General features: G+C 32.1%; 25 protein-coding genes and 1 tRNA gene. 15 read left to right on the top strand and 11 right to left on the bottom strand.

The genetic code is table 11. The annotated features are described in order from the left end of the window. The first annotated feature begins 179 nt into the window (after window positions 1-179). A complete protein-coding gene (locus WA327_RS04895; protein ID WP_336067051.1) occupies window positions 180-800 on the top strand; it encodes a hypothetical protein in 621 nt (206 codons plus the stop codon). Here WA327_RS04895 and apaG read toward each other — a convergent pair. Both apaG and WA327_RS04885 read right to left on the bottom strand, forming a co-directional pair. Then, window positions 793-1,179 (bottom strand): Co2+/Mg2+ efflux protein ApaG, encoded by a 387-nt coding sequence (apaG, locus tag WA327_RS04890; RefSeq protein ID WP_336067049.1) that lies wholly within the window; start codon window positions 1,177-1,179, stop codon window positions 793-795. The genes WA327_RS04895 and apaG overlap by 8 nt on opposite strands. An 89-nt stretch (window positions 1,180-1,268) precedes the next feature. Continuing rightward, the gene (locus tag WA327_RS04885) at window positions 1,269-2,519 is read right to left on the bottom strand and encodes a type IX secretion system plug protein domain-containing protein (protein ID WP_336067046.1); all 1,251 of its coding nucleotides are present in this window, start codon (window positions 2,517-2,519) and stop codon (window positions 1,269-1,271) included. 158 nt (window positions 2,520-2,677) lie between these two features. Between WA327_RS04885 and WA327_RS04880 the strand changes: the two genes are divergently transcribed. The 6 genes from WA327_RS04880 to nqrF are packed head-to-tail and all read left to right on the top strand — an operon-like array spanning window position 2,678 to window position 8,746. After that, entirely contained in the window at window positions 2,678-4,033 is a 1,356-nt protein-coding gene (locus WA327_RS04880; RefSeq protein WP_336067043.1) for a Na(+)-translocating NADH-quinone reductase subunit A, read from the top strand. Next, the gene (locus tag WA327_RS04875) at window positions 4,033-5,244 is read left to right on the top strand and encodes an NADH:ubiquinone reductase (Na(+)-transporting) subunit B (RefSeq protein ID WP_336067040.1); all 1,212 of its coding nucleotides are present in this window, start codon (window positions 4,033-4,035) and stop codon (window positions 5,242-5,244) included. The genes WA327_RS04880 and WA327_RS04875 overlap by 1 nt, the downstream gene beginning before the upstream one ends. 2 nt (window positions 5,245-5,246) lie before the next feature. Beyond that, window positions 5,247-6,002, top strand: a complete 756-nt coding sequence (locus WA327_RS04870; protein WP_336067038.1) for a Na(+)-translocating NADH-quinone reductase subunit C — start codon at window positions 5,247-5,249, stop codon at window positions 6,000-6,002. Between the two features lie 2 nt (window positions 6,003-6,004). Then, a complete protein-coding gene (locus tag WA327_RS04865; protein WP_027881108.1) occupies window positions 6,005-6,649 on the top strand; it encodes an NADH:ubiquinone reductase (Na(+)-transporting) subunit D in 645 nt (214 codons plus the stop codon). Window positions 6,650-6,699: 50 nt separating this feature from the next. Beyond that, window positions 6,700-7,434, top strand: coding sequence for an NADH:ubiquinone reductase (Na(+)-transporting) subunit E (gene nqrE, locus WA327_RS04860; protein WP_027881109.1), 735 nt, complete (start codon window positions 6,700-6,702; stop codon window positions 7,432-7,434). Window position 7,435: 1 nt separating this feature from the next. Beyond that, on the top strand, window positions 7,436-8,746 hold the full coding sequence (gene nqrF, locus WA327_RS04855; RefSeq protein ID WP_027881110.1) for an NADH:ubiquinone reductase (Na(+)-transporting) subunit F: 1,311 nt from the start codon (window positions 7,436-7,438) through the stop codon (window positions 8,744-8,746). Between the two features lie 77 nt (window positions 8,747-8,823). Here the strand turns inward: nqrF and WA327_RS04850 are convergent, their stop codons facing one another. Then, on the bottom strand, window positions 8,824-9,297 hold the full coding sequence (locus WA327_RS04850) for a Na(+)-translocating NADH-quinone reductase subunit F (protein ID WP_336067033.1): 474 nt from the start codon (window positions 9,295-9,297) through the stop codon (window positions 8,824-8,826). A gap of 77 nt (window positions 9,298-9,374) precedes the next feature. On the opposite strand from WA327_RS04850, the gene WA327_RS04845 reads away from it, so the two are divergent. Together WA327_RS04845 and WA327_RS04840 are read left to right on the top strand one after the other, a co-directional pair. Then, window positions 9,375-9,752 carry a Na(+)-translocating NADH-quinone reductase subunit F gene (locus tag WA327_RS04845; protein WP_336067032.1) on the top strand — a complete coding sequence of 126 codons (378 nt, stop codon included), beginning with the start codon at window positions 9,375-9,377 and terminating at the stop codon, window positions 9,750-9,752. 5 nt (window positions 9,753-9,757) lie between these two features. Beyond that, window positions 9,758-10,741: an FAD:protein FMN transferase gene (locus WA327_RS04840; protein WP_336067029.1), complete on the top strand. Its 984-nt coding sequence runs from the start codon at window positions 9,758-9,760 to the stop codon at window positions 10,739-10,741. 2 nt (window positions 10,742-10,743) lie between these two features. Here WA327_RS04840 and WA327_RS04835 read toward each other — a convergent pair whose 3' ends face one another. From WA327_RS04835 to map, 3 genes are read right to left on the bottom strand one after another with little or no spacing between them, the layout of a single operon-like run. Further along, complete coding sequence (locus WA327_RS04835; RefSeq protein ID WP_336067026.1) at window positions 10,744-11,118, bottom strand: DUF423 domain-containing protein; 375 nt, start codon at window positions 11,116-11,118, stop codon at window positions 10,744-10,746. Between the two features lie 8 nt (window positions 11,119-11,126). Further along, window positions 11,127-11,891 (bottom strand): methyltransferase domain-containing protein, encoded by a 765-nt coding sequence (locus WA327_RS04830; protein ID WP_336067023.1) that lies wholly within the window; start codon window positions 11,889-11,891, stop codon window positions 11,127-11,129. A 1-nt stretch (window position 11,892) separates the two neighbouring features. Continuing rightward, the gene (gene map / locus WA327_RS04825) at window positions 11,893-12,711 is read right to left on the bottom strand and encodes a type I methionyl aminopeptidase (protein WP_336067589.1); all 819 of its coding nucleotides are present in this window, start codon (window positions 12,709-12,711) and stop codon (window positions 11,893-11,895) included. 122 nt (window positions 12,712-12,833) lie between these two features. On the opposite strand from map, the gene WA327_RS04820 reads away from it, so the two are divergent. Then, window positions 12,834-14,105 (top strand): acetyl-CoA hydrolase/transferase C-terminal domain-containing protein, encoded by a 1,272-nt coding sequence (locus WA327_RS04820; RefSeq protein ID WP_336067021.1) that lies wholly within the window; start codon window positions 12,834-12,836, stop codon window positions 14,103-14,105. On the opposite strand, the gene WA327_RS04815 is transcribed toward WA327_RS04820, so the two are convergent. The 4 genes from WA327_RS04815 to WA327_RS04800 all read right to left on the bottom strand — a co-directional run bounded on the left by WA327_RS04815 (window position 14,102) and on the right by WA327_RS04800 (window position 18,026). Beyond that, on the bottom strand, window positions 14,102-14,500 hold the full coding sequence (locus WA327_RS04815) for a BT0820 family HAD-type phosphatase (protein WP_336067018.1): 399 nt from the start codon (window positions 14,498-14,500) through the stop codon (window positions 14,102-14,104). The genes WA327_RS04820 and WA327_RS04815 overlap by 4 nt on opposite strands. Window positions 14,501-14,632: 132 nt before the next feature. After that, window positions 14,633-16,150 carry a 2,3-bisphosphoglycerate-independent phosphoglycerate mutase gene (gene gpmI / locus WA327_RS04810; protein WP_336067016.1) on the bottom strand — a complete coding sequence of 506 codons (1,518 nt, stop codon included), beginning with the start codon at window positions 16,148-16,150 and terminating at the stop codon, window positions 14,633-14,635. A 78-nt stretch (window positions 16,151-16,228) separates the two neighbouring features. After that, window positions 16,229-16,990, bottom strand: a complete 762-nt coding sequence (locus tag WA327_RS04805) for a M48 family metalloprotease (RefSeq protein WP_336067015.1) — start codon at window positions 16,988-16,990, stop codon at window positions 16,229-16,231. A 97-nt stretch (window positions 16,991-17,087) separates the two neighbouring features. Further along, window positions 17,088-18,026, bottom strand: coding sequence for a GNAT family N-acetyltransferase (locus WA327_RS04800; RefSeq protein WP_336067013.1), 939 nt, complete (start codon window positions 18,024-18,026; stop codon window positions 17,088-17,090). Between the two features lie 108 nt (window positions 18,027-18,134). Between WA327_RS04800 and WA327_RS04795 the strand changes: the two genes are divergently transcribed. Both WA327_RS04795 and WA327_RS04790 read left to right on the top strand, forming a co-directional pair. Continuing rightward, window positions 18,135-18,503: a GNAT family N-acetyltransferase gene (locus WA327_RS04795; protein WP_336067011.1), complete on the top strand. Its 369-nt coding sequence runs from the start codon at window positions 18,135-18,137 to the stop codon at window positions 18,501-18,503. Window positions 18,504-18,551: 48 nt separating this feature from the next. Further along, window positions 18,552-18,624: transfer RNA gene (locus WA327_RS04790), tRNA-Gly, on the top strand. A 303-nt stretch (window positions 18,625-18,927) separates the two neighbouring features. Here the strand turns inward: WA327_RS04790 and pepE are convergent. After that, complete coding sequence (gene pepE / locus WA327_RS04785; RefSeq protein WP_336067009.1) at window positions 18,928-19,635, bottom strand: dipeptidase PepE; 708 nt, start codon at window positions 19,633-19,635, stop codon at window positions 18,928-18,930. A gap of 114 nt (window positions 19,636-19,749) precedes the next feature. Here pepE and WA327_RS04780 point away from each other — a divergent pair, with 114 nt between their 5' ends. From WA327_RS04780 to WA327_RS04770, 3 genes are read left to right on the top strand one after another with little or no spacing between them, the layout of a single operon-like run. Beyond that, window positions 19,750-20,565, top strand: coding sequence for a carboxypeptidase-like regulatory domain-containing protein (locus WA327_RS04780; protein WP_336067007.1), 816 nt, complete (start codon window positions 19,750-19,752; stop codon window positions 20,563-20,565). Next, complete coding sequence (locus WA327_RS04775; RefSeq protein ID WP_336067005.1) at window positions 20,552-21,352, top strand: hypothetical protein; 801 nt, start codon at window positions 20,552-20,554, stop codon at window positions 21,350-21,352. The genes WA327_RS04780 and WA327_RS04775 overlap by 14 nt, the downstream gene beginning before the upstream one ends. 56 nt (window positions 21,353-21,408) lie before the next feature. After that, window positions 21,409-21,909 (top strand): DUF6702 family protein, encoded by a 501-nt coding sequence (locus WA327_RS04770; protein WP_336067003.1) that lies wholly within the window; start codon window positions 21,409-21,411, stop codon window positions 21,907-21,909. Window positions 21,910-21,942 lie beyond the last annotated feature (33 nt).

The following is a 21,942-nucleotide window of genomic DNA, read 5'->3' as shown; positions in this document are numbered from 1 at the left end:
TAATGTTGTATTTTTAATTCAAAAATTTTGTCACACAAAGGTACAACTTTTTTATGGGTTTTAAGTGAGGTTACTTAATGTATAATCAAGATGATTTTAATATTAGAGGACTTATATGTTCTGACTATTATTGATAATTTTTTATTGACTATATTTATTAAAATTTATTTGTATTAATTATGAATTTAAACTTAGAAAAGAGTAGGCTTGATGTGTTATTAAAAGAATATGAATTAATAAATAATAAGATTGAGAAATTTGTAGGAAATCAATTTTTATACACACAAGGAGCGTTGGCTTTAACAGCTGGATATATATTTTTCTTAGTCGAAGGTATAGGTTTAGTAGATGATAGTAATTTAGATAAGAACAATACAAAATTGTATTTGCAATTTCTACCTATTTTAGTTTTAATGATACTTGCAGCAATATTATATCAATATCAGAGAACTTTAGGTTTTCACGGTTATAAGCAATATTTAGAAATTAAAATTAATAAATTGGTTGGTCAAAATTTAATAACATATAGCCATATTGGAGGTAAATACATGATAAAAAATTATGTAATTTATTTAAATCTACTTATGTATTTAGCTATTTACGGAGGTGCTGTAACGATAGCATTTAATAAACCAGACGGAATTGAGAATCCAAGTTATTTAATTGCTCACATAATAATTTTTATAGTATTTCTAATATTTGCTTGGTTTCAAACTAAAGATCAATTAAATAGAGTCAAAAACATGGCTTTTGATTTATCAGAAAGAGAGCTTCTTGAAAAAAACACTAAAATTAATTAGTCGCAAATGGTGCGCTTAAATAAAACTTAGGAATAGCTACCTCGAAGTTTTTGGTGGTTGTAAAATTTACCATATTGTAAAATCCAGACATAGCACCAAAAGGAGAAGCTAATAAACATCCAGAAGAATAGGTATGAGATTCACCAGGTTTAATCACGGGTTTTTGACCAATTACGCCTTCGCCTTCAACTTCTTCAATATTGTTTAAAGCATCGTAAATAGTCCATTTTCTTGAATTAAGTTGTACAGCGTCTTTACCTTGGTTTTCAATAGTTACTTGATAACCAAAAGCATAATGAAGTTTGTAGTTTTTGTAAAATGTACCTTCAAAATTTGTTTCTACTGAAATTTTTATGCCTTTAGTAATTTGCTGTACCATAATTGTTTAACTGGTTTTCTGCTGTTGCAAAAATAGCAAATTATCAGTAAAGTTGATTGTTTTTATAGTTTATTAGAATAATTTTAGGATTAATTGGTGATTCCAACCGAGTTTTTTTCACCCAAACCAATGACTTTGTCATATCTAGTACCAAGTTCTCTGTAGTAAACTATAACTTTGTAATTGTTTTCTGTTTGCCAAAAACTTCCACCTATTTTATCATGGTCAATGGTGTTGTCTTTGTTTAAAATAACGTATTTGTAGTTGTAAAACCCTTGTTTTAACAAGAAAGAAGTAGTGTAAATGCCTTCTTCTTCAAAATATTCCATTCTTGTGGCTTCTTCAAGTTCGTAATTATTGAAGTTTCCGTAGACAAAGATATCTTGTCCGTCTTCTAATTTTGGGTATTGAAGACTGAAGTGAACTTCAGCATAATCTGCTTCTACATCAGGATTATCAACATCTAATGCGGTGATTACAAAATTACCATTAATATCAGGATTGTAAGTATATCTTTGATTTGCTCTAGATATGTTTGTGAATAAATAGGAGTGATATAAATCCTGTAAATCTATAAATTGAACGCCGTTACTTGCGGCTCTAATTTCTTTGTTTTCGAAGAAGAAAAATTCGTTACCGCCATAAAAACTGGACTTTTCATTATATCTGTAAGTTAGCTCGTTGGCTAAGATGTATTGTGGTTCTAAATCTGTAATTGCAGTTTTTAAATTGTTGTTTTGAATAACCACAGTTTTTACGGTTTCTTTTGGGTTTACAAACTGAATTTGACTTGAGTTAATGGTAATGTCTACAGATTGTTTTTTATCTATTTCTTTTACATTTCTTGATCGTTTTATAGTAACTCCAACATTAGCTAATTGCTCGTAAACCATAAATTTTCTTGAGAAAATAATATCGTCATAATCATCATAAATAGTAATCATGTAATTACCTGTAACTTTAATAGCTTGGGTGAATTGATTTGGTATAGTTAGTTTGTAATGCGAGTAAGTTTGTAGTGTGTTAAAAGAGTTTTGATAAGTTCTTATGCGTTGCTCGTCAAAGCCATCTAAATATTCAGATTCTACTAATTGTGATGGTGTCCAGTCAAAATTATAGTGCTTTATTTCGTAATAATAATCGTCTTCGTTTCCGTTTAATGCGTCAAATTCTAAATTAAGAGACTCGCCTAATCTTATGATAGGTAATTGGCTTTCAGCAGTTCCTCCATTAAAATAAATAGTTTTGATGTAGTCTGGCGGGATAATTTCTTCAACTTGAGAAAAACTAGTTAAAGGAATGATTAATAGCAGGATAAGTTGTTTAAGTTTTTGTTGCATTTAACGATGATTTTATATAACAAATATAAACAAAATCTGTGCCTTAAAGTTTTTCTTGATTATTTGTGATATAATTATGTATTTATTCTTAAATTTGCACGGATTTTTGATTCCTCAAAAACTCAATCAGTATAACTATTAACTAATAGATTTATAACATGTCAAACGACATTAAGATTAAAAAAGGTCTAGATATAAAGTTAAAAGGAGAAGCAGAAAAGGCTACTGAAAATGCCATAGTAAGCAACTTTTACGCAATCAGACCAGAAGATTTTCATCAAGTTACTCCAAAGTTAGTTGCTAGAGCAGGAGATAAAGTAAAGGCAGGAACCACTGTTTTTTATGATAAATCCGACGAAAGCGTAAAATTTGTTTCTCCAGTTTCTGGTGAAATCGTAGAAATAGAACGTGGAGCTAAGAGAAGAATTTTAACAATCAAAATTAAAGCAGACAAAGAGCAAGCTTACGAAGATTTTGGAAAGTTAGACGTAGAAACTGCAAATGCAGATGCTATTAAATCTAGACTTTTAGAATCAGGTTGTTGGGCTTTTGTTAAGCAACGTCCTTATGATGTAGTTGCAAAGCCAACAGGTACGCCAAAGTCTATCTTTATCTCAGCTTACGCAAGTGCGCCGTTAGCTGCAGATTTAGATTATACGCTTCAAGGTAAAGAAGCAGAATTGCAAGCTGCGGTAACTGCTTTAAGTAAATTAACAGAAGGAGCAGTACATGTTTCGGTTGGTAAAAATGGTAACTCGCCATTAGCTAACTTAAATAATGTAACGGTACACAAAGTGTCTGGTCCTCATCCATCTGGTAATGTAGGAACACAAATCAACAAAATAGACCCGATTAATAAAGGTGAAGTTGTTTGGACAGTAAATGCACAAGATTTAGTAATCATAGGTGAATTGCTTTTAACAGGTAAGTTTAATGCAGAGCGTGTTATAGCACTTGCAGGAGCATCTGTTAAAAAACCAAGATATTTCCGTACTAAAATAGGAAGTGAAGTGTCTACTATGGTTTATGATAACGGTGTTGATAAAGACGGTAATGACCGTATTATCTCAGGAAATGTGTTGTCTGGTAAACAAGTTAAACCAGACGGTTACTTAGACTATTATAGCAATATAATTACAGTAATTCCTGAAGGAGACGATTACGAGTTTTTTGGATGGAACAAGCCTGTTTTTAACAAGATTTCAACATCTAGAGCTTTAACTTTTTCTTGGTTATCGCCAAACAAAAAATATAACTTAGATACTAATACAAACGGAGAGCATAGAGCTTTTGTAGTAACAGGAAGTTATGAAGAAGTATTTCCTTTAGATATTTATCCATTACAAATTTTAAAATCTTGTATGTATCAAGATTTAGATGAAATGGAAGCTTTAGGAATGTATGAGGTTGCACCAGAAGATTTTGCGTTAACAGAATTTATTTGTGTGTCAAAACAACCACATCAAAAAATAATTAGAGAAGGATTAGACTTAATGCTTAAAGAGATAGGATAATGGGTTTAAAAAGTAACTTACACAACTTAAAAGAAAAGTATAAAGGCACCAAAATGGCGCCAGCTTTTAATGCAATTCATACTTTCTTATATCTGCCAAATGAAACGACTCACGGAGGAACTCATGTAAAGGCAGCAGACGATTTAAAGCGTACAATGAATACTGTAATCATGGCATTAATACCATGTTTAATCTTCGGTATTTTTAATGCAGGTTACCAACATTATGCAGCTATCGATGCAGCTGCAGGTATCACAAGAGAAGTATCCTTATTCGGAAACTTTTTAACTTGGGATAATTTTGTAGTTGGTGCTTGGACAGTGTTACCTTTAGTTATAGTGTCTTACGGAGTTGGTCTTTTAATCGAATTTATTTTCGCAGTAATTAAAGGTCATGAAGTAGAAGAAGGATACTTAGTAACAGGTATGTTAGTACCATTAATTGTACCTGTAGACATTCCGTTATGGATGTTATCAGTAGCAGTTGTTTTTGGTGTTATCATTGGTAAAGAAGTTTTTGGTGGTACAGGGATGAATATCTTAAACCCAGCATTAACTATTCGTGCATTCTTATTCTTTGCTTATCCAACTTGGATGTCAGGAGATAAAGTATGGGTACATGAAGCAGTAGAAAGAGCAGGTACACCAGATGCTATTTCAGGAGAAACTATTTTAGGTAATCTAGCGCAAGGTAAAGCAGCAGGTTATGAGGTAATGGATATGTTTTTCGGATTTATTCCAGGATCTGTAGGAGAGACTTCAGCATTATTAATCCTTTTAGGAGGTTTATTCTTAATCTTTACTAAGATAGGAAGTTGGAGAATCATGTTATCATCAGTACTTGGTGCATTAGCAATGGGATTAATCTTTAATGGTGTTGTTAGCTCTGGTTGGATTACAGAATCTAGCAAGTTTTATGGGTTAATGAGTACCGAGTTTTGGCACCACTTATTAATAGGAGGTTTTGCTTTTGGTACTGTATTTATGGCAACAGATCCAGTAACAGCATCTCAAACAAATAAAGGAAAATGGATTTACGGATTTTTAGTAGGTTTCTTATCTATCATGATTCGTGTATTTAACCCAGCATACCCAGAAGGAGTAATGTTAGCCATTCTTTTAATGAATGTTTTTGCTCCAACAATTGATCATTACGTTGTACAAGGAAATGTAAAACGTAGAATGAAACGTTTAAAAGTTAAAACCGCATAGTGATGTCAAACAGAACAGAAAGTAATTTATATACGGTATTATTTGCTATAGGAATGGTAGTTGTTGTTGGTGCTTTATTAGCATTTACTGCAGCATCTTTAAAGCCAACTATAACAGAAAACGAAAGGATGGAAAAGCAACAAAACATTCTTTACGCTATGGGAGTAAATGACAATGGTGAAACAGATGTTACATTTATTTCTACAGATAAAGTAAGTGAAGCTTTTTCAAAATACATCACTAAGCAAGTTGTAATAGATGGTAATGATGTAAAAGAAAACAATGAGGCTTACTTAATCGATGTTAAAAAAGAACAAGCAAAAGCTAAAAATGGAGGAACAAGACGCTTGCCTTTATTTATTGGAGAAAAAGATGGTAAAACATTTTACGTAGCACCAATATATGGTAAAGGACTTTGGGATGCTATTTGGGGCTATGTTGCTATGAATAAAGACATGGTTGTTCAAGGTGTATATTTTGATCACAAAGGAGAAACACCTGGTTTAGGAGCAAACATTAAGCAACGTTATTTTATGGATGACTTTTATGGCGAGCACTTATTAACAGATAATGGAGTGTTTAAAGGTATAACAGTTGCCAAAGGAAATAACGATCCTAAAAACGAAGACAAAACAGATTATGAGGTTGATGCTCTAGCAGGAGCTACCATTACTGGTAATGGAGTAAGTGCTATGATTAAAAATGACTTAAAGTTATACATGCCTTATTTTGAAACATTAAAAAATCAAGCGAATTAATTATGGGACTACTTTCAAAAAAAGACGCTAAATTAATTACAGATCCATTAGCAGATAATAACCCAATTACCATTCAGGTATTAGGTATATGTTCTGCATTAGCAATTACTGCAGAGCTTAAAGCATCTATCGTAATGGCAATATCTGTATTATTTGTATTAGGAGTTGGTAACGTTGTTATCTCTTTAATGAGAAACATTATTCCTTCAAAAATTAGAATTATTGTACAACTTATTGTTGTAGCTGCTCTTGTAATTATTGTAGACCAAGTGCTAAAAGCTTTTGCTTACGAGTTAAGTAAAACACTTTCTGTATTCGTTGGTTTAATTATTACAAACTGTATCATTATGGGACGTTTTGAAGCATTTGCTTTAGGTAATGGACCGTGGAAATCTTTCCTTGATGGAATAGGTAACGCATTAGGATACGGTGTTATATTAATAATAGTAGGTTTTTTTAGAGAATTATTAGGTTCTGGTACTTTATTAGGATTTAAAGTTTTAGGAGATCCAATCGAAAAATCAGGATTGTATGCAATAGGATATGAAAATAACGGATTTATGTTATTATCGCCAATGGCATTAATTGTTGTAGGAATTATTATTTGGGTACAACGTAGCAGAAACAAAGATTTAATAGAAGACTAAACATTGACTCGTTTTTTGAAATATTTCAAAAAGACATCAAAAAATAACATATGGAACATATAGAATTATTTTTCAAATCAATCTTTATAGATAACATGGTATTTGCAACATTCCTTGGGATGTGTTCTTACCTTGCAGTATCTAAAAAAGTATCAACAGCTGTAGGTTTAGGTGCTGCAGTAATCTTTGTATTAGCAGTTACTGTGCCTATAAACTGGCTTTTAGATCAATATGTATTACAACCAGGTGCATTATCTTGGTTAGGAGAAGAATATGCTAGTTATGATTTAAGTTTCTTATCATTTATCATGTTTATTGCAACTATTGCAACCATGGTACAATTAGTAGAAATTGTTGTAGAAAAGTTTTCACCTTCATTGTATAATTCACTAGGTATATTTTTACCGCTAATTGCAGTAAACTGTGCAATTTTAGGAGGATCTTTATTTATGCAGTCAAGAGAAATCGAAACTATAGGTTTAGCATTTAATTATGGTATAGCTTCTGGTATAGGTTGGTTCTTAGCAATTTTAGCTATCGCAGCAATCCGCGAAAAGATTCGTTATTCTAACGTACCAGCTCCTTTAAGAGGACTAGGAATTACATTTATTATTACTGGTCTTATGGCAATTGGATTTATGAGTTTTGGAGGAATGTTAACTGGAGGAGATGATGAAGGTTCTAAAAAAACAGAACAAGCAGCTCAAATTGAAAAGCAAGATAAAACCGAAACTAAGGTTATAGAGAATAACTCAACTATAGCTAACAATACAACAGTAGAGTAATATGATTTTAGCAGCAAGTACATTAGGAACAGTTTTAACAACTGTTATCGCATTCTTAGTAATAACATTGGTATTAGTATCATTATTATTATATGTTAAGCAAAAATTATCACCATCAGGTCCTGTAACTATAAAAATAAATGGTGAAAAAGAAATTGAAGTATCATCAGGTGGTACATTATTATCAACATTAGGTAACCAAAAAATATTCTTGCCATCTGCATGTGGTGGTGGTGGAACTTGTATCCAATGTGAATGTCACGTTTTAGATGGTGGTGGAGAAGCTTTACCAACAGAAACACCTCACTTTACAAGAAAAGAATTACAACATGGTGCACGTTTAGCTTGTCAAGTAAAAGTTAAACAAGACATGGAAATTACGATACCAGAAGAAGTATTTGGTATCAAAAAATGGGAAGCAACAGTTGTACGTAATTACAATGTAGCCTCTTTTATTAAAGAGTTTGTAGTTGAAATCCCTGAGGATATGAATTACAAGGCTGGTGGATATATTCAAATTGAAATTCCTAAATGTGAAGTGAAATATTCAGATATGGATATTACCGCACATCCAGAAGAACACGATTCACCAGATAAGTTTCAGGCAGAATGGGATAAATTCAATTTATGGCCATTAGTAATGAAAAATGACGAAACTGTAGAACGTGCTTACTCTATGGCTTCTTACCCAGCAGAAGGTAGAGAGATAATGTTAAATGTTCGTATTGCAACGCCACCATGGGATAGAAATAAAAATGGATGGATGGACGTAAATCCAGGTGTAGCATCATCATACATATTTAACTTAAAGAAAGGTGATAAGTGTGTAATCTCTGGACCTTATGGAGAGTTCTTTATTAACGAATCTGATGCAGAAATGCTTTACGTTGGTGGAGGAGCAGGTATGGCACCAATGCGTTCTCACTTATATCATTTATTCAAAACATTAAAAACAGGACGTAAAGTAACATATTGGTATGGTGGTCGTTCTAAGCGCGAATTATTCTATATTGAACATTTCCGTGAGTTAGAAAGAGACTTCCCTAACTTTAAATTTTACTTAGCACTTTCAGAACCTTTAGAAGAAGATAACTGGAAAGTTAAGAAAGATATACATGATGAAGAAGGAGATGGTTTTGTAGGGTTTATTCATAATTGTGTAATAGATAACTACTTAAATCATCATGATACACCAGAGGATATAGAGTTATATTTCTGTGGTCCTCCTTTAATGAATAAAGCAGTACAAAAAATGGGTGAAGATTTTGGTATTCCAGATGAAAACATCCGATTTGATGACTTTGGAGGATAGTATAAAACCTCTTCAAATAATAAAAGCCAATGTGTTTACATTGGCTTTTTTATTTTGGCTCATTATTAAGCAATATATTACACTTTTTCAAGCTCAAAATTTATAGGTTTTAACTCTCTTTTTTTTGTAATTAAAGCTTTAAATAAATTTGAATAATTCGTAACATCTTCAATGTTATCAAAAATACAAAGCACTTTGATAGCTTCATTTAAGCCGTTAAATAATGTATTCTTATTTGTTAGATCATGTGGTCTTTTGTTTTTATGATGAAGCGGTAGTTCGTAACCGCAACCTCTCAAAAAAGCAGCTTCAATTTTTAGTAATTCTAATGGCGAATATCCGTTAAAAGTTCTTCCTAAATTTTGATGTACTAATCCAAGGTAATTCAACTTTAAAGAACCATGATCATCAGATAAATGTTTCCAAGCGTCTTTTTGATCTAAAATATTTCCAACAGCACATTGTTTGCAGCATTCAGGATTTAATGTGTTTTCATTAAAAGCTATATATAGTTTATTTATAGCGTTTTCAAATCTTTTAGTCGTTTTCATTTTTAATTTCTTAGCGATTTTCTTCTTTTAAAATAAGAAAATTTCAGCAAATAAATGTTAAAGCGTATTTTTGTGCTATGAGTAAACCGTTAACAAAACAAGAACTACATAATTTAGCGATGAATCATGTTGGAAAAGATTTAGAACAACGTGGTTTTGAATTTATAGCAATAAACAGTAAGCTAAAAAAACATCCGCAATTTGTGTGTATGGATAAAAATAAACAGTACTATTTTGTTATTGTAAAAGCTGTGATTTTACCCGAAAATGCTAATAATTATGACATTGTTTGGATGGAATCTTTTAAAAAACATGCACAAGATCATAATGCCAAAATATTATATGCAGGTGTTGGTTTGGGTAATCCTAATGGCGAAGATTTACCAATTTACTTAAACGAAGAATACTTGATAGAATACAACGGTATTCAGGTTATAGAAACTCATTTAAATTAAAATTTATGTTACATCGTTTTGCTTCAATTTTATTATTGTTAGTTGTTTTTATATCGTGTAAAAACGAACCTGAATTAGTAAAAATTCAAGGTCCTGTTTTTGGTACCTCGTATCAAATTCAATATTACGATTTAGACAATAAAAGTTATCAAAAACAATTTGATAGCATTTTTGAAGTATTAAACCAATCCATGTCAAATTATATTCCGTCTTCACATATTTCAAAAATTAATAAGAATGAAAGAGTAAATACAGATCCTCATTTTGATACTGTTTTTAGTGCGGCAAAACAGATTTATAGAGAGACAGAAGGTGTTTTTGATCCAACTATTGGTAAGTTGGTCAATGCTTGGAATTTTGGTTCTGAAAATAATAAAACCGCTTTAGATAGTACTAAAGTAGATAGTTTAATGAAGTCTGTAGGTTTTAATCGCGTTGGCGTTGTAAACGGTGTGATTATGAAACGTACCAATACGTTTATAGATTTTAATGCAATTGCAAAAGGTTATGGTGTTGATGTGATTTCAGATTTTTTGGAAAGTAAAGGCATCACTAATTATTTGGTTGATATTGGTGGCGAACTTCGTGCGAAAGGTATTCATCTAAATAAACAAAAAGAATGGGCAATTGGGATAGAAAATCCAAATTTTGATGGCTCGCAAAGTTACTCCAAAATTATAGGGATAACAGATAAAGCTATGGCAACTTCTGGTACTTATAGAAAATTTAAAGTAGACGAAAACGGAAATAAATACGCACACATTATAAATACAAAAACGGGCTACCCGACACGTACCAATATTTTAAGTGTATCTGTAATAGCAGATAAATGTATGATTGCAGATGGCTATGCTACAGCATTTCAGGCAATGGGTATAAAAAAGGTAGATTACTTTTTAGCAAAACATCCAGAATTACAAGCGTATTTGATTTTTGAAAATGAAAATGATGAGTTAGAAACGAAGTCTTTTAATGGTTTTCCGGAATAATCTTAGATATTTATTGTCCTAAGTATTAACAACAACCATCCTACAACAAAAAGTAAACCGCCAATAGGCGTAATTGGACCAAGAAATTTTAGTTTTTTTCCTTTGGCATCACTCAATACTAAACCGTAAATACTAAAAGAAAATAAGATTGTTCCTAAAGTAAAACACCAATACATTACAGTAGTAGAAAATTGATAGTTAAAGCCTAATGTAACTAATACTATAGCATGATACATTTGGTATTTTACACCAGTTTCGAAACTTTTTAATTGATCTTCAGAAAGTATTTTCTTTAAAGCATGCGCACCAAAAGCTCCAAAAATAATGGCTAACATTCCAAATAAAGCACCAGTAATAATAAAAGTTTGTTGTGTCATTTTGGTTTCTATTTGTAACAAACAGGAATAATTTCACCTTTTGCTAAACGGTATTTATCTATTTCTTCTAAAGAAAGCTGAGCAGTATAATCTACTTCATCAACTTTAAAACCAATACTTCTTAGTTTATCAAAATAATCTCGACCATAAATACGTACATGATCGTATTGACCAAAAATTTCAGCACGTTCTTTTTTATCAGTAATAGTGTCATCCTCAAAAGTAGTAGCTCGATTTAAGTCTTGCGGAATTTGCAAAATCGCCATTCCGTTAGGTTTTAAAACGCGATATAATTCTTGCATTGCTTTAGTGTCGTCTGGAATATGCTCTAAAACGTGATTACATAAAATAACATCGTAACTATTGTCTTTAAAAGGAAGATTGCAAATATCTGCTTTAACATCAGCTAATGGAGATAGTAAATCTGTTGTCGTGTAATCTAAATTTTTAAGTAGCCTAAAGCGTTTGTAAAAAGCTTGTTCTGGAGCAAAGTGAAGCACTTTTTTATTAGAAGTAAAAAAATCTGTTTCATTTTTTAAATACAACCACAAAAGTCTATGTCTTTCTAAACTTAATGTTGAAGGCGAAAGAACATTAGGTCTTTGTTTACCATACCCATATGGCAAAAATGACCTAAAACTCTTACCGTCTATTGGGTCTGTATATTTGTTTCCTTTTAAGACAAAAGCAAAAAAAGGCCTAGCTAAATAACTTAGCCTGATTAAAATTGGTCTTGGGATTATGTTTAAAATAAGTTTAAAAAGACCTTTCATTTTAAAGCACTAAAGCTTGCTGTCTAAACTCATCTTCCTCATCACTTTCAATACCTAAAGCTTCGTAGATATATTTAAAGGTAGATAAAAGCTCTGGTTTGCCGTCTACTAATGCTACATCATGCTCAAAATGTGCGCTTGGTTTGCCGTCTAAAGTTGTAATAGTCCAGCCATCACGATGCTGTTTAATACGCTTAGTACCTAAGTTAATCATAGGCTCAATAGCAACTACCATGCCTTCAATAAACTTTTTACCTCTACCACGTTTTCCGTAGTTTGGCATTTCAGGATCTTCGTGCATTGTGCGTCCTAATCCATGACCAACTAATTCTCTTACCACACCATAACCGTGATCTTCGCAATATTTTTGAATAGCGTATCCAACATCTCCAACGCGATTTCCTGATTTAAATTCTCTGATACCAACATATAAAGATTCTTTTGTGATTTTAAGTAACTTTTCAGTTTCAGGATCAATGTCTCCTACAGCAAATGTATACGCATGATCACCGTAAAAACCATTCATTTTTGCTCCACAATCAATAGATATAATATCGCCTTCTTCCAGAGGTTTGTCATTAGGAATACCATGTACAACTTGAGAATTGGGACTCATGCAAAGTGTATTAGGAAAATCATATAAACCTAAAAACCCAGGAATAGCTCCTAAATCCCTAATATGTTCTTCAGCAATTTTATCTAGTTGAAGTGTTGTTACACCAGGTTTTACAGCTTTAGCAACTTCGCCTAAAGTTTTAGACACTACTAAAGCGGCTTGGCGCATTAATTCAATTTCTTCTTTTGTTTTTACAATAATCATAATCTCTAAAATATCTGCAAATATACTTAAAATAAAAGTCAAATTTCTTTTAGAAATATGACTTTTAGCAGGATTTATCCATACTAAGCATTGTAACTTTGTAAAATAAAAACAAAACCAATATGTATTCCCCAGTAACCGCAGAAGAAGCAGTAAAAGTTATAAAGTCTAATGATAGAGTGTATGTGCAAGCAGCAGCTGCAGCACCGCAAGCTTTAGTAAAAGCAATGTCGGCAAGACATGAAGAACTGAAAAATGTTGAAGTTTGCCACTTACATACCGAAGGAGAAGCGCCTTACGCAAATCCGGAACTTAAAGATAGTTTTCATGTTAACTCATTTTTTATAGGAAAAAATGTACGTCATACTTTAAAAGCAGGAAATGGCTCTTATACACCAGTTTTTTTAAGTGAATTACCGCTTTTATTCAAAAGAAATATAATTGATTTAGACGTAGCATTAATCCATGTGTCTGTTCCAGATAGACACGGATATTGCTCTTTAGGTGTTTCTGTTGAAGCGACTTTAGCAGCAATAGATAACGCTAAAATTGTAATCGCACAAATCAATAAATATATGCCACGCACGCATGGTGCTGGTATTATCCATATTTCTGAAATTGATCAATTTGTAGAACACAATGAGCCATTACCAAGTCATGATGCTTTACCACCAAATGAAGTTGAAGCAAAAATAGGTGAGTATGTTGCTAATTTAATAGAAGACAGAAGCACCTTGCAAATGGGTATTGGTAGTATTCCAAACGCAGTTTTAGCAAGATTAACTAATCACAAAGATTTAGGTTTACACACCGAAATGTTTTCTGATGGTGTGATAGATTTAATTTTGAAAGATGTTATTAACGGAAATTATAAAGAAATAAACCGTGGTCGTGCTTTAGCAACATTTTTAGTAGGTTCTCAAAGATTGTATGATTATGTAGATGATAATCCGTTTGTAGAGATGCGTGCATCTAATTACACAAATGATGTATCGATAATTAAGCAAAACCCAAAAATGGTGGCTATCAACTCAGCGATTGAAGTAGATGTAACAGGACAGGTTTGTGCCGATTCTATTGGTGCGCATATGTACTCTGGTGTTGGTGGACAAATGGACTTTATTAGAGGTGCCTCTTTAAGTGAAGGCGGTAAAGCTATTATAGCGTTACCATCTGTAACCAGAAAAGGTGTAAGCCGTATTGTGCCATCTTTAAAACCAGGAGCAGGTGTAGTAACTACAAGGTCTCACGTGCATTACGTTGTTACTGAGTTTGGTGTAGCTAGCCTTTACGGAAAAACTATAAAAGAGCGTATAAAAGCGTTAGTAAATATTGCACATCCAGATCACAGAGAAGCAATAGATAAAGCGTATTTTGAAATGATTGGTTGTTAAAAATTAAACCAACCTTTTTTCTTTGGTTTTGATTGTTCTGGAGTTTCGTAGGTAAGCATTTGATAAATTTCACCCCAACCTAAAACACCGCCAATATTACGATCGTCAATAAATAAATCGGCGTTAATTTTTCGGCTTACATCACCTTTAAAAGTTTCTTCAGGAAAACTTTTATTAACGGCGTAAAAGTCTATACCGTTGTCTTTGCAAAAATCGACAGCTTCTTCTAGACGTTTACCGTGTCTGTAAGTCCAAAGGATTAATCTGTGACCATCATTTTGAAGACGTTTTAAAGTTTCAAAAGCAAACAAACGTGGTTTGCCAATGTTAGGATATGCGTCTTCTACAATAGTACCATCAAAATCTACAGCTATTATTTTTCCTTGTATATTCATTTACATCTAAATAGGTCTGTAAAAGTACGATAATTTTAATTTCTTAATTTTTAAATTGAAATTGTTTTTAAAATGAAAAATCCACTTCAAAGCGAAGTGGATTTTTTTAATCACAATTATATTTATTTAGTATTACACTAAAGGTTTTTGCGTCATTGCTTCAGGTTGTTCTACACCCATTAATTTTAAAATGGTAGGCGCCATATCTCCTAAAATTCCGTTTTCAATGTGTTTTAATTCGTTATCAATTAAAATGACAGGAACTGGGTTTGTAGTATGTGCGGTATTTGGGCTACCATCAGGATTAATCATGGTTTCGCAATTACCGTGATCGGCAATTAAAAGTGTTGTGTAGCCATGGTCTAAAGCAGTGGTAACCACTTTTTCTACACATTTATCTACAGCTTCACAAGCTTTAATTGCAGCTTCCATAACACCAGTATGACCAACCATATCTCCGTTTGCAAAATTTAAACAAACAAAATCTGTAGTTTCGTTTTCTAATTCTGGTACTAAAGCATCGGTAAGCTCGTAAGCACTCATTTCTGGTTTTAAATCGTAAGTTGCTACTTTTGGCGAATTTTTTAAAATACGTTTTTCGCCTTCAAAAGGTGTTTCGCGTCCACCAGAAAAGAAAAATGTAACGTGAGGATATTTTTCGGTTTCTGCAATTCTGATTTGAGTTTTGTTATGTTTTTCTAAAATTTCACCTAAAGTATCGGTTAAATTTTCTTTGTTGAAAACAACGTTGATGCCTGTAAACGTTTCGTCGTAATTAGTTAAAGTCACGTAGTATAAATTCAACTTATGCATGTTTTGCTCATGAAAATCACGTTGAGATAACGCTTCTGTTAATTCGCGACCACGATCTGTTCTAAAGTTGAAAAAGATAACCACATCATCTTCTTTAATAGTTGCTATTGGGTTACCTTCAGCATCTGTTTTGATGATTGGTTTGATAAATTCGTCTGTAACATCATTATCGTAATTCTTCTGAATTTCATTAGATAAATCCTGCGTTTTTTCACCTAAACCATTAACAACAGCATCATAAGCCAATTTAACACGTTCCCAACGTTTATCTCTGTCCATTGCATAATAACGACCAGTTATACTTGCAATTTGAGTGTTTGTGTTTGAAGTGAAATTTTCTAAACCTTCAATAAAACCTTTACAAGATTTTGGGTCTACATCACGACCATCTGTAAATGCGTGTACATAACTATTTGTCACGCCAGCATTTTTTGCAGCTGTAATTAATCCTTTGATGTGGTTAATGTGCGAGTGTACGCCACCATCACTAACTAATCCTAAAAAATGAACGTTTTTACCTTCCGCTTTAGCGTAATTAAAAGCATCTATTAATACTTGTTCTTTAGCAAGTGTGTTATTTTCTACTGCTAGATTAATTTTGGCTAAATCTTGATAAACTATACGTCCTGCACCAAGATTCATATGTCCAACTTCACTATTACCCATTTGTCCTTCTGGTAGACCAACATGTAGTCCGTCGGTACGCAATTGTGCGTTAGGAAATTTGGTATATAAACTATCTATAAAAGGTGTGTTTGCGTTGTCTATTGCTGAGACTTTAGGGTCTGGAGATTTTCCCCAGCCATCTAAAATCATTAAGATTACTTTTTTGTTCATGACTGTAAAATTATACTACAAAGATAAATAGAAAAGTCCTGCATTGGCAGGACTTTGTTGGTTTTCTACTAAATCGTTTTAGTTAAGTGAGTACTTTTTTATGGACTCTCTAATTTTTTCAATTCTGTTTTCTGGATCAGGATGTGTACTCTGAAATTCTGGGACACGGTTAGGTCCTGCAGCTTGTTTTAAAATCTGCATAACACCAATCATTTCTTCTGGATCATAACCAGAACGCAACATAAAACGCACACCTAAATCGTCACTTTCTAACTCATCACCGCGACCATTTTTTAATAATTTAGACATACCGTATTGACTAACCACATCTCCCATGTCGCCACCAACAGAACCTGCTGTTGATAAACCTTGCCAAAGCTCGGAATTGGCAATACGCTCTGCGCTATGACGACCAATAACATGACCAATTTCATGTCCTAAAACACCTGCTAATTGGTCTTCGTTTTCTAATTTAGAAAATAGGGCATAGGTGATAAAAATTTGTCCGCCAGGTAAGGCAAAAGCATTAATAGTATTTTTATCTGCTAGTAAATGAAATTCATATTTATAAGGCGTGTTTTTTGCAACACTATTTTGTACTAATTTATTGCCAACTCTGTCTACAAATGCTTGATACTCTTGGTTTGGATATAATCCACCATGCTGTGCTGCCATTTGATCTCGACTTTGTAAACCCATTTGGATTTCTTGATCTGGCGTCATAGAAATAGCTTGTTTCTTTCCTGTGTATTCGTTGGTTTCCATCGAATTGTAATACTTAAACAAAGCAAATGCGGCTATAACAACGCCAATTAAAAGTCTTCCTTTAAAATTTCTCATGTTAATTGGTTTAGATGAATCAATTTACAAAAGTTAATCAATAAATATTGAGTTTATTTTTTATATTAAATGAATTTAGACGAAATACAAATAAAACCTATAATCGTTTGTACATCACATAATGTGGGCCAACTTTTGGTACCTCAAATTGGTCGCCAATAATTGTAAAACCTAATCGTTTGTAAAACCCAACAGCAATTAATCTAGCATCAAACCAAAGTAGTTTGGCACCTTTTTGTTTTACCATTGTTTCGGCTGTTTCTACTAGTAATCTACCAAAACCAAAACCTTGAAATTGATCTAATACGCCCATTCCGCGTAAGCGATATTGGTCATGTTCTTCAAATTTTTCGTTGTTTAGTTTCATTAAACTAACTACGCCAGATAACTTATTTTTATAGTGTAAACCTAAGTGAAATGTGTCTTCGTGGTCATCAAAAGTTAGCTTGCAATCATCAATAGGTCTGCCAGTTCTTAAAACAGGATGACGAACAGGATAGGTTTCTAAAGCAGTGATTTGTTTAATTTTAATATCAGGATTTTCGATTTTATATAGATTTGCTGGCATACCTGTGTAATTAAAGGTTTTTATAAAATTCATATTGCATTTTTCTAAGACTTTATGTGAAGCATAATTATCAATATGTGCATGCGCATATATGGTTTTAAGATTAAGGTGTTTAAAACCATAATTTATTGCAGCTTGGCAGCTTTCGGTTGCATAACCATTGTTCCAATTGGTTTTGTAAAAGCGGTAACCAACTTCAACTTTGTTTTCGTTAGGATGAAATTTTAATCCGCACCAACCTAAAAATACATCTGTTTTTTTATCGCAAACTGCCCATCTTCCCATATTATGTTTTTCATATTCTTTGTAGTTTAATAGGAATTGCTCTGCTTCATTTAAAGAAGAAAAAGGCTTATCACCAGTATATTTTAGTACCTCTTGGTCAGAATTCATTTTATAAAAATGAACAGCATCGTCTACAGATAATTCTCTTAAATATAACCGTTGTGTAGTTGCTATGATTTGCATTATTTGTGTAATAGTCTTTCAAAATTAACTAATTTTGCAATAAAAATTGAGATGTCTTTTAAGTTTAAAATATTAGATAAAACTGAAATAAATAACATTATACCGTTAATGCAAAAATTAACTAATAATGCTAATTCTGATGCTGTTTTAAAAGAACGTTTTGCCGAAATGATTACCCAAAATTATGAGTGTGCAGGAGTTTTTGATGGCGATACTTTGATTGGTATGTCAGGAATGTGGTTTCAAACAAGACATTACGTTGGTAGAAGTATGGAAGTAGATCATGTATACATTGAAGAAAAATATAGAGGAAATGGTCTTGGTAAATTATTTTTTAAGTGGCTATATGATTATGCTAAAAGTAAAGGTTGTTCTACTTGTGAATTAAATACTTACGTTCAAAATTACCCGTCACACAAATTTTATTATAACGAAGGTTTTGAAATTTTGGGCTACCATTTTTTAAAGAAATTATAATTTTTTGCAAATAATTAAAATCTTTGTTTATATTTGCCACCGCAAAAAGCGGGAGTAGCTCAGTTGGTAGAGCGTCAGCCTTCCAAGCTGAATGTCGCCGGTTCGAACCCGGTCTCCCGCTCAAAAAGCTTCATCAAAAACGATGAAGCTTTTTTATTTCAAGAAATATTTAAACGCTCTAAGATTAGGGTGAGAAGTTTATACTGAGCGTAGTCGAAGTAAAACCGGTCTCCCGCTAAAAAAAAAATCTCATCAATTTGATGAGACTTTTTTTATTTTAATCCTTATAATTTATTGTGATGCTTTTATCATATCGAGCATATTGAGAAATCTCATCTTAATAATATGAATATGAGATTCCTCCTCGTACCTCGTTCGGAATGACATACTTTGATGAAAAATAATTTTTTTAAATTTTTGTGCTTTACTTCAATTCATTTAAGAATGTATCAGGATCAACTTCGTAAGGTTCTTGATTGTGCTCAAAAATGCGTGCTTGTAAATTTCCTTTTAATTGTAAATTGTTGTCTTTAACTTCTATCCAACTTCCCTCGCGTAAACCAATTACTGGTTGTGTGTTAAATTGATGAAATTCTTTTATTCTGGTTTCTCTAGTTTCACCCATGTGTTTGCTACTTGGGTTTGGATCTAAATAGTGTGGATTAATATTAAATGGCACAAAACCTAATGTTTTAAAACTTGGCGGATAAACAATAGGCATATCATTAGTTGTATTCATGGTAAGACCACAAATGTTGCTTCCAGCACTGGTTCCTAAATACGGAGTTCCTTTTTTTATGGCGTCTTGCAAACTTTCAATTAAATTAAACTTGTAAAGTGCATTAACTAAAACAAAGGTGTTTCCGCCACCAACAAAGATGCCTTTTGCGTTTTTAATAGCTTCTTTTGGGTTGTTAAAAGTATGTAAGCCAACTAGCTTTTTTTCAATTTTATTAAAAGCTTCGCTTGCTTTTTGGGTGTATTGGTCGTGTGTGATTCCGCTAGGTCTAGCGTATGGAATAAAGATAACTTCTTTTGTGTCTTTAAAATGAATTTTTAAGGTATCTAAAAGGTAATCTAAATATTGTCCGCCATGAACTGTAGAAGTACTTGCAATAATTATTTGCTTCATTTTGATAAATAGTTTTTGTAAATTTAGGTAAAGCTTGCTTTTAACAAAAGTTTAGTGACTAATTAGAATTAAATTAAGAGTAAAAATGCGTAATTTACAGTAAAATCAACCATCATGAAATACTTTCTATCCCTATCATTATTTTTTTTAACTGTTTTTGCTTTTTCACAAGACTCGACTAGAGTTGCTGTAAAGGGTAAAATTATTGTAGATACACCAGATATTGAAGGTGTTACAGTTTTTAATATTTCGTCAAACAAAGGAACGATTACTAACGAGAAAGGTGAATTTACCTTAAAAGTAATGCTTAATGATAAGATAGAAGTGTCTGCGCTTCAGTTTAAAGATTTTAGTTTGACGGTAACAGAATCTATTATAAAAAATAAGCAAATGACGGTTTTTTTAGTAGAGCAAATTAATAAGTTAGATGAAGTTGTGATACTTCCTTACGATTTAACAGGTGTTTTAAAAGAAGATGTAGAAAGTGTTGAGGTGTTTAATCCAGATTTAGATGCTATTTACTTTGGTGTAGATGATATTTCGGTTTATGAGTTTTCTGATGATCAATACAGTAAAGTTGAAAACTATGCAGCAATGAATCAAAACGACCGTATACGCTATCAAGCCAATGGTGTAGCAATTGTAGAAGGTTTAGTAAACTTGATTTTTAAACCTAAAAAGAAATCTAAAAACACGACTACCGAAGAAAGAAAAATACCAACCCAAACATTGGCAGATAAATATGATCATGCGTATTACACTACAAATTTTGATATTCCTGAAGAAAAGGTAGAAGCTTTTATAGCGTACGTGCAGAAAAATGATTTTGACGTTTCACTTTTAGAAAAAGGAAATGAAATGCAATTAATAGAGCATTTAAATGCAAAAAGTAAAGTGTTTTTAAGTAAAAATTCAGTTGAAAAAGATTAGACAACTTTTTATAGTAACTCTTTTTTTTATTGTGAATGTAGCGGTGTCTCAAACCGTAACAATTAAAGGTCAAGTTATTGCAGATGATGACTTAGAAAATATTCACGTTTTAAATAAAACATCCTTTACTAATGCGACTACAGATAGTTTAGGCGTTTTTAAAATAAATGCAAAACTTAATGATACAATTGTGTTTTCGGCAGTACAGTATCAGGTTTTAATTAAAGTAATCTCAGAAGAAAACATAAAAACAGAATCATTAAAAGCAAAGTTAAAATTGTTTACAAATGATTTAGATGAGGTGTTTTTAACCAAGCAACTTTCAGGAGATTTAACAAAAGATGTTTCTTCCTCAACAGCAAAAGCAGATATTAACTTTTATGATGTAGGTATACCTGGTTACAAAGGAAAACCATTAACCCAAAACGAAAACCGACTTAATGAAGCAGGCGGAAACGAAAAAATGTTTGCAATAGGCTTAGGTGCTGCTGTTAACTTTAATAAGTTTTTAAACACTATTACCGGTCGCACAAAAATGCTAAAAGAACGCGTAAGATTAGAAAGCAACGACGCGTTATTAGCTAGATTAAAAAACGACTTAGTTGAAGATTTTTTTAAAGAAAATCCATTAGCAGAAGACAAAAAAGATGAGTTTTTTTATTTCTGTCAAGAAGATTCAGATTTTCGTTCTAGATGCACAAAAAGCAATTTAGAGGCGTTGCAATTTTTTACAGAAAAGTATAATCAGTTTATCAAAAACCAGAAGCAATCTCAAAATCAAAACTAATTGGAATGTTTTTTGTTAAGTATCCATTAGATTTGCAATTCTAAATTATTCACTTCATGAAATCTATTAAATATTTAGCCTTATTAGGAATTTTCTTTTTTTGTTCTTTCAGCGCAGTTCACAAATATTATGTAAGTATCACGCAGATTGAGTATGTAAAAGAAAAAAAATCTGTACAAATCATTTCAAGAATATTTATAGATGATTTTGAAAAGCTGCTAAGAAAAAGATATGATGAAAGTATAACTTTAGACAATGGTCAAGATGAAAAACTTATTGATAGCTACATAAAAAAATACCTTTTAACTAAAATTGAAATATCTATAAACGGGAAAGAAATGATCCCAGAATTTATTGGTAAAAAATATGATGATGGCATCATGCACTGCTATTTAGAGTTAGAAAATGTGGAGTCAATATCTACGTTTCAAATACAAAATAAGGTCTTGTTTGATATATTTGACGATCAAAAAAATGTAATAAGAACCAATATAAATGGTAAAAACAAGACAGTAGTCCTTAACGCACAGAACGATAAAGGTTTGTTAAACTTTTAGTAAAAGCTTTTTAAGCAACGTTAAAATTTGTTA

It is taken from the genome of Mesoflavibacter sp. CH_XMU1404-2 (assembly GCF_037029465.1).
Classification (GTDB): Bacteria; Bacteroidota; Bacteroidia; order Flavobacteriales; family Flavobacteriaceae; genus Mesoflavibacter.
This window is presented reverse-complemented; position numbering and strand designations above follow the sequence as displayed.

What these genes read in the sequence shown, in the direction of transcription:
- WA327_RS04895 (WP_336067051.1), top strand. Translation starts at nt 180, where the DNA reads ATGAATTTAAACTTAGAAAAGAGTAGGCTTGATGTGTTATTAAAAGAA.
- pepE (WP_336067009.1), bottom strand. Translation starts at nt 19,635, where the DNA reads ATGAAGCAAATAATTATTGCAAGTACTTCTACAGTTCATGGCGGACAA.
- WA327_RS04875 (WP_336067040.1), top strand. Translation starts at nt 4,033, where the DNA reads ATGGGTTTAAAAAGTAACTTACACAACTTAAAAGAAAAGTATAAAGGC.
- WA327_RS04805 (WP_336067015.1), bottom strand. Translation starts at nt 16,990, where the DNA reads ATGAGAAATTTTAAAGGAAGACTTTTAATTGGCGTTGTTATAGCCGCA.
- WA327_RS04850 (WP_336067033.1), bottom strand. Translation starts at nt 9,297, where the DNA reads ATGAAAACGACTAAAAGATTTGAAAACGCTATAAATAAACTATATATA.
- nqrF (WP_027881110.1), top strand. Translation starts at nt 7,436, where the DNA reads ATGATTTTAGCAGCAAGTACATTAGGAACAGTTTTAACAACTGTTATC.
- WA327_RS04795 (WP_336067011.1), top strand. Translation starts at nt 18,135, where the DNA reads ATGCAAAAATTAACTAATAATGCTAATTCTGATGCTGTTTTAAAAGAA.
- WA327_RS04800 (WP_336067013.1), bottom strand. Translation starts at nt 18,026, where the DNA reads ATGCAAATCATAGCAACTACACAACGGTTATATTTAAGAGAATTATCT.
- WA327_RS04815 (WP_336067018.1), bottom strand. Translation starts at nt 14,500, where the DNA reads ATGAATATACAAGGAAAAATAATAGCTGTAGATTTTGATGGTACTATT.
- nqrE (WP_027881109.1), top strand. Translation starts at nt 6,700, where the DNA reads ATGGAACATATAGAATTATTTTTCAAATCAATCTTTATAGATAACATG.
- WA327_RS04870 (WP_336067038.1), top strand. Translation starts at nt 5,247, where the DNA reads ATGTCAAACAGAACAGAAAGTAATTTATATACGGTATTATTTGCTATA.
- WA327_RS04885 (WP_336067046.1), bottom strand. Translation starts at nt 2,519, where the DNA reads ATGCAACAAAAACTTAAACAACTTATCCTGCTATTAATCATTCCTTTA.
- WA327_RS04830 (WP_336067023.1), bottom strand. Translation starts at nt 11,891, where the DNA reads ATGAAAGGTCTTTTTAAACTTATTTTAAACATAATCCCAAGACCAATT.
- WA327_RS04780 (WP_336067007.1), top strand. Translation starts at nt 19,750, where the DNA reads ATGAAATACTTTCTATCCCTATCATTATTTTTTTTAACTGTTTTTGCT.
- WA327_RS04880 (WP_336067043.1), top strand. Translation starts at nt 2,678, where the DNA reads ATGTCAAACGACATTAAGATTAAAAAAGGTCTAGATATAAAGTTAAAA.
- WA327_RS04845 (WP_336067032.1), top strand. Translation starts at nt 9,375, where the DNA reads ATGAGTAAACCGTTAACAAAACAAGAACTACATAATTTAGCGATGAAT.
- WA327_RS04820 (WP_336067021.1), top strand. Translation starts at nt 12,834, where the DNA reads ATGTATTCCCCAGTAACCGCAGAAGAAGCAGTAAAAGTTATAAAGTCT.
- WA327_RS04770 (WP_336067003.1), top strand. Translation starts at nt 21,409, where the DNA reads ATGAAATCTATTAAATATTTAGCCTTATTAGGAATTTTCTTTTTTTGT.
- gpmI (WP_336067016.1), bottom strand. Translation starts at nt 16,150, where the DNA reads ATGAACAAAAAAGTAATCTTAATGATTTTAGATGGCTGGGGAAAATCT.
- map (WP_336067589.1), bottom strand. Translation starts at nt 12,711, where the DNA reads ATGATTATTGTAAAAACAAAAGAAGAAATTGAATTAATGCGCCAAGCC.
- WA327_RS04865 (WP_027881108.1), top strand. Translation starts at nt 6,005, where the DNA reads ATGGGACTACTTTCAAAAAAAGACGCTAAATTAATTACAGATCCATTA.
- WA327_RS04835 (WP_336067026.1), bottom strand. Translation starts at nt 11,118, where the DNA reads ATGACACAACAAACTTTTATTATTACTGGTGCTTTATTTGGAATGTTA.
- WA327_RS04840 (WP_336067029.1), top strand. Translation starts at nt 9,758, where the DNA reads ATGTTACATCGTTTTGCTTCAATTTTATTATTGTTAGTTGTTTTTATA.
- apaG (WP_336067049.1), bottom strand. Translation starts at nt 1,179, where the DNA reads ATGGTACAGCAAATTACTAAAGGCATAAAAATTTCAGTAGAAACAAAT.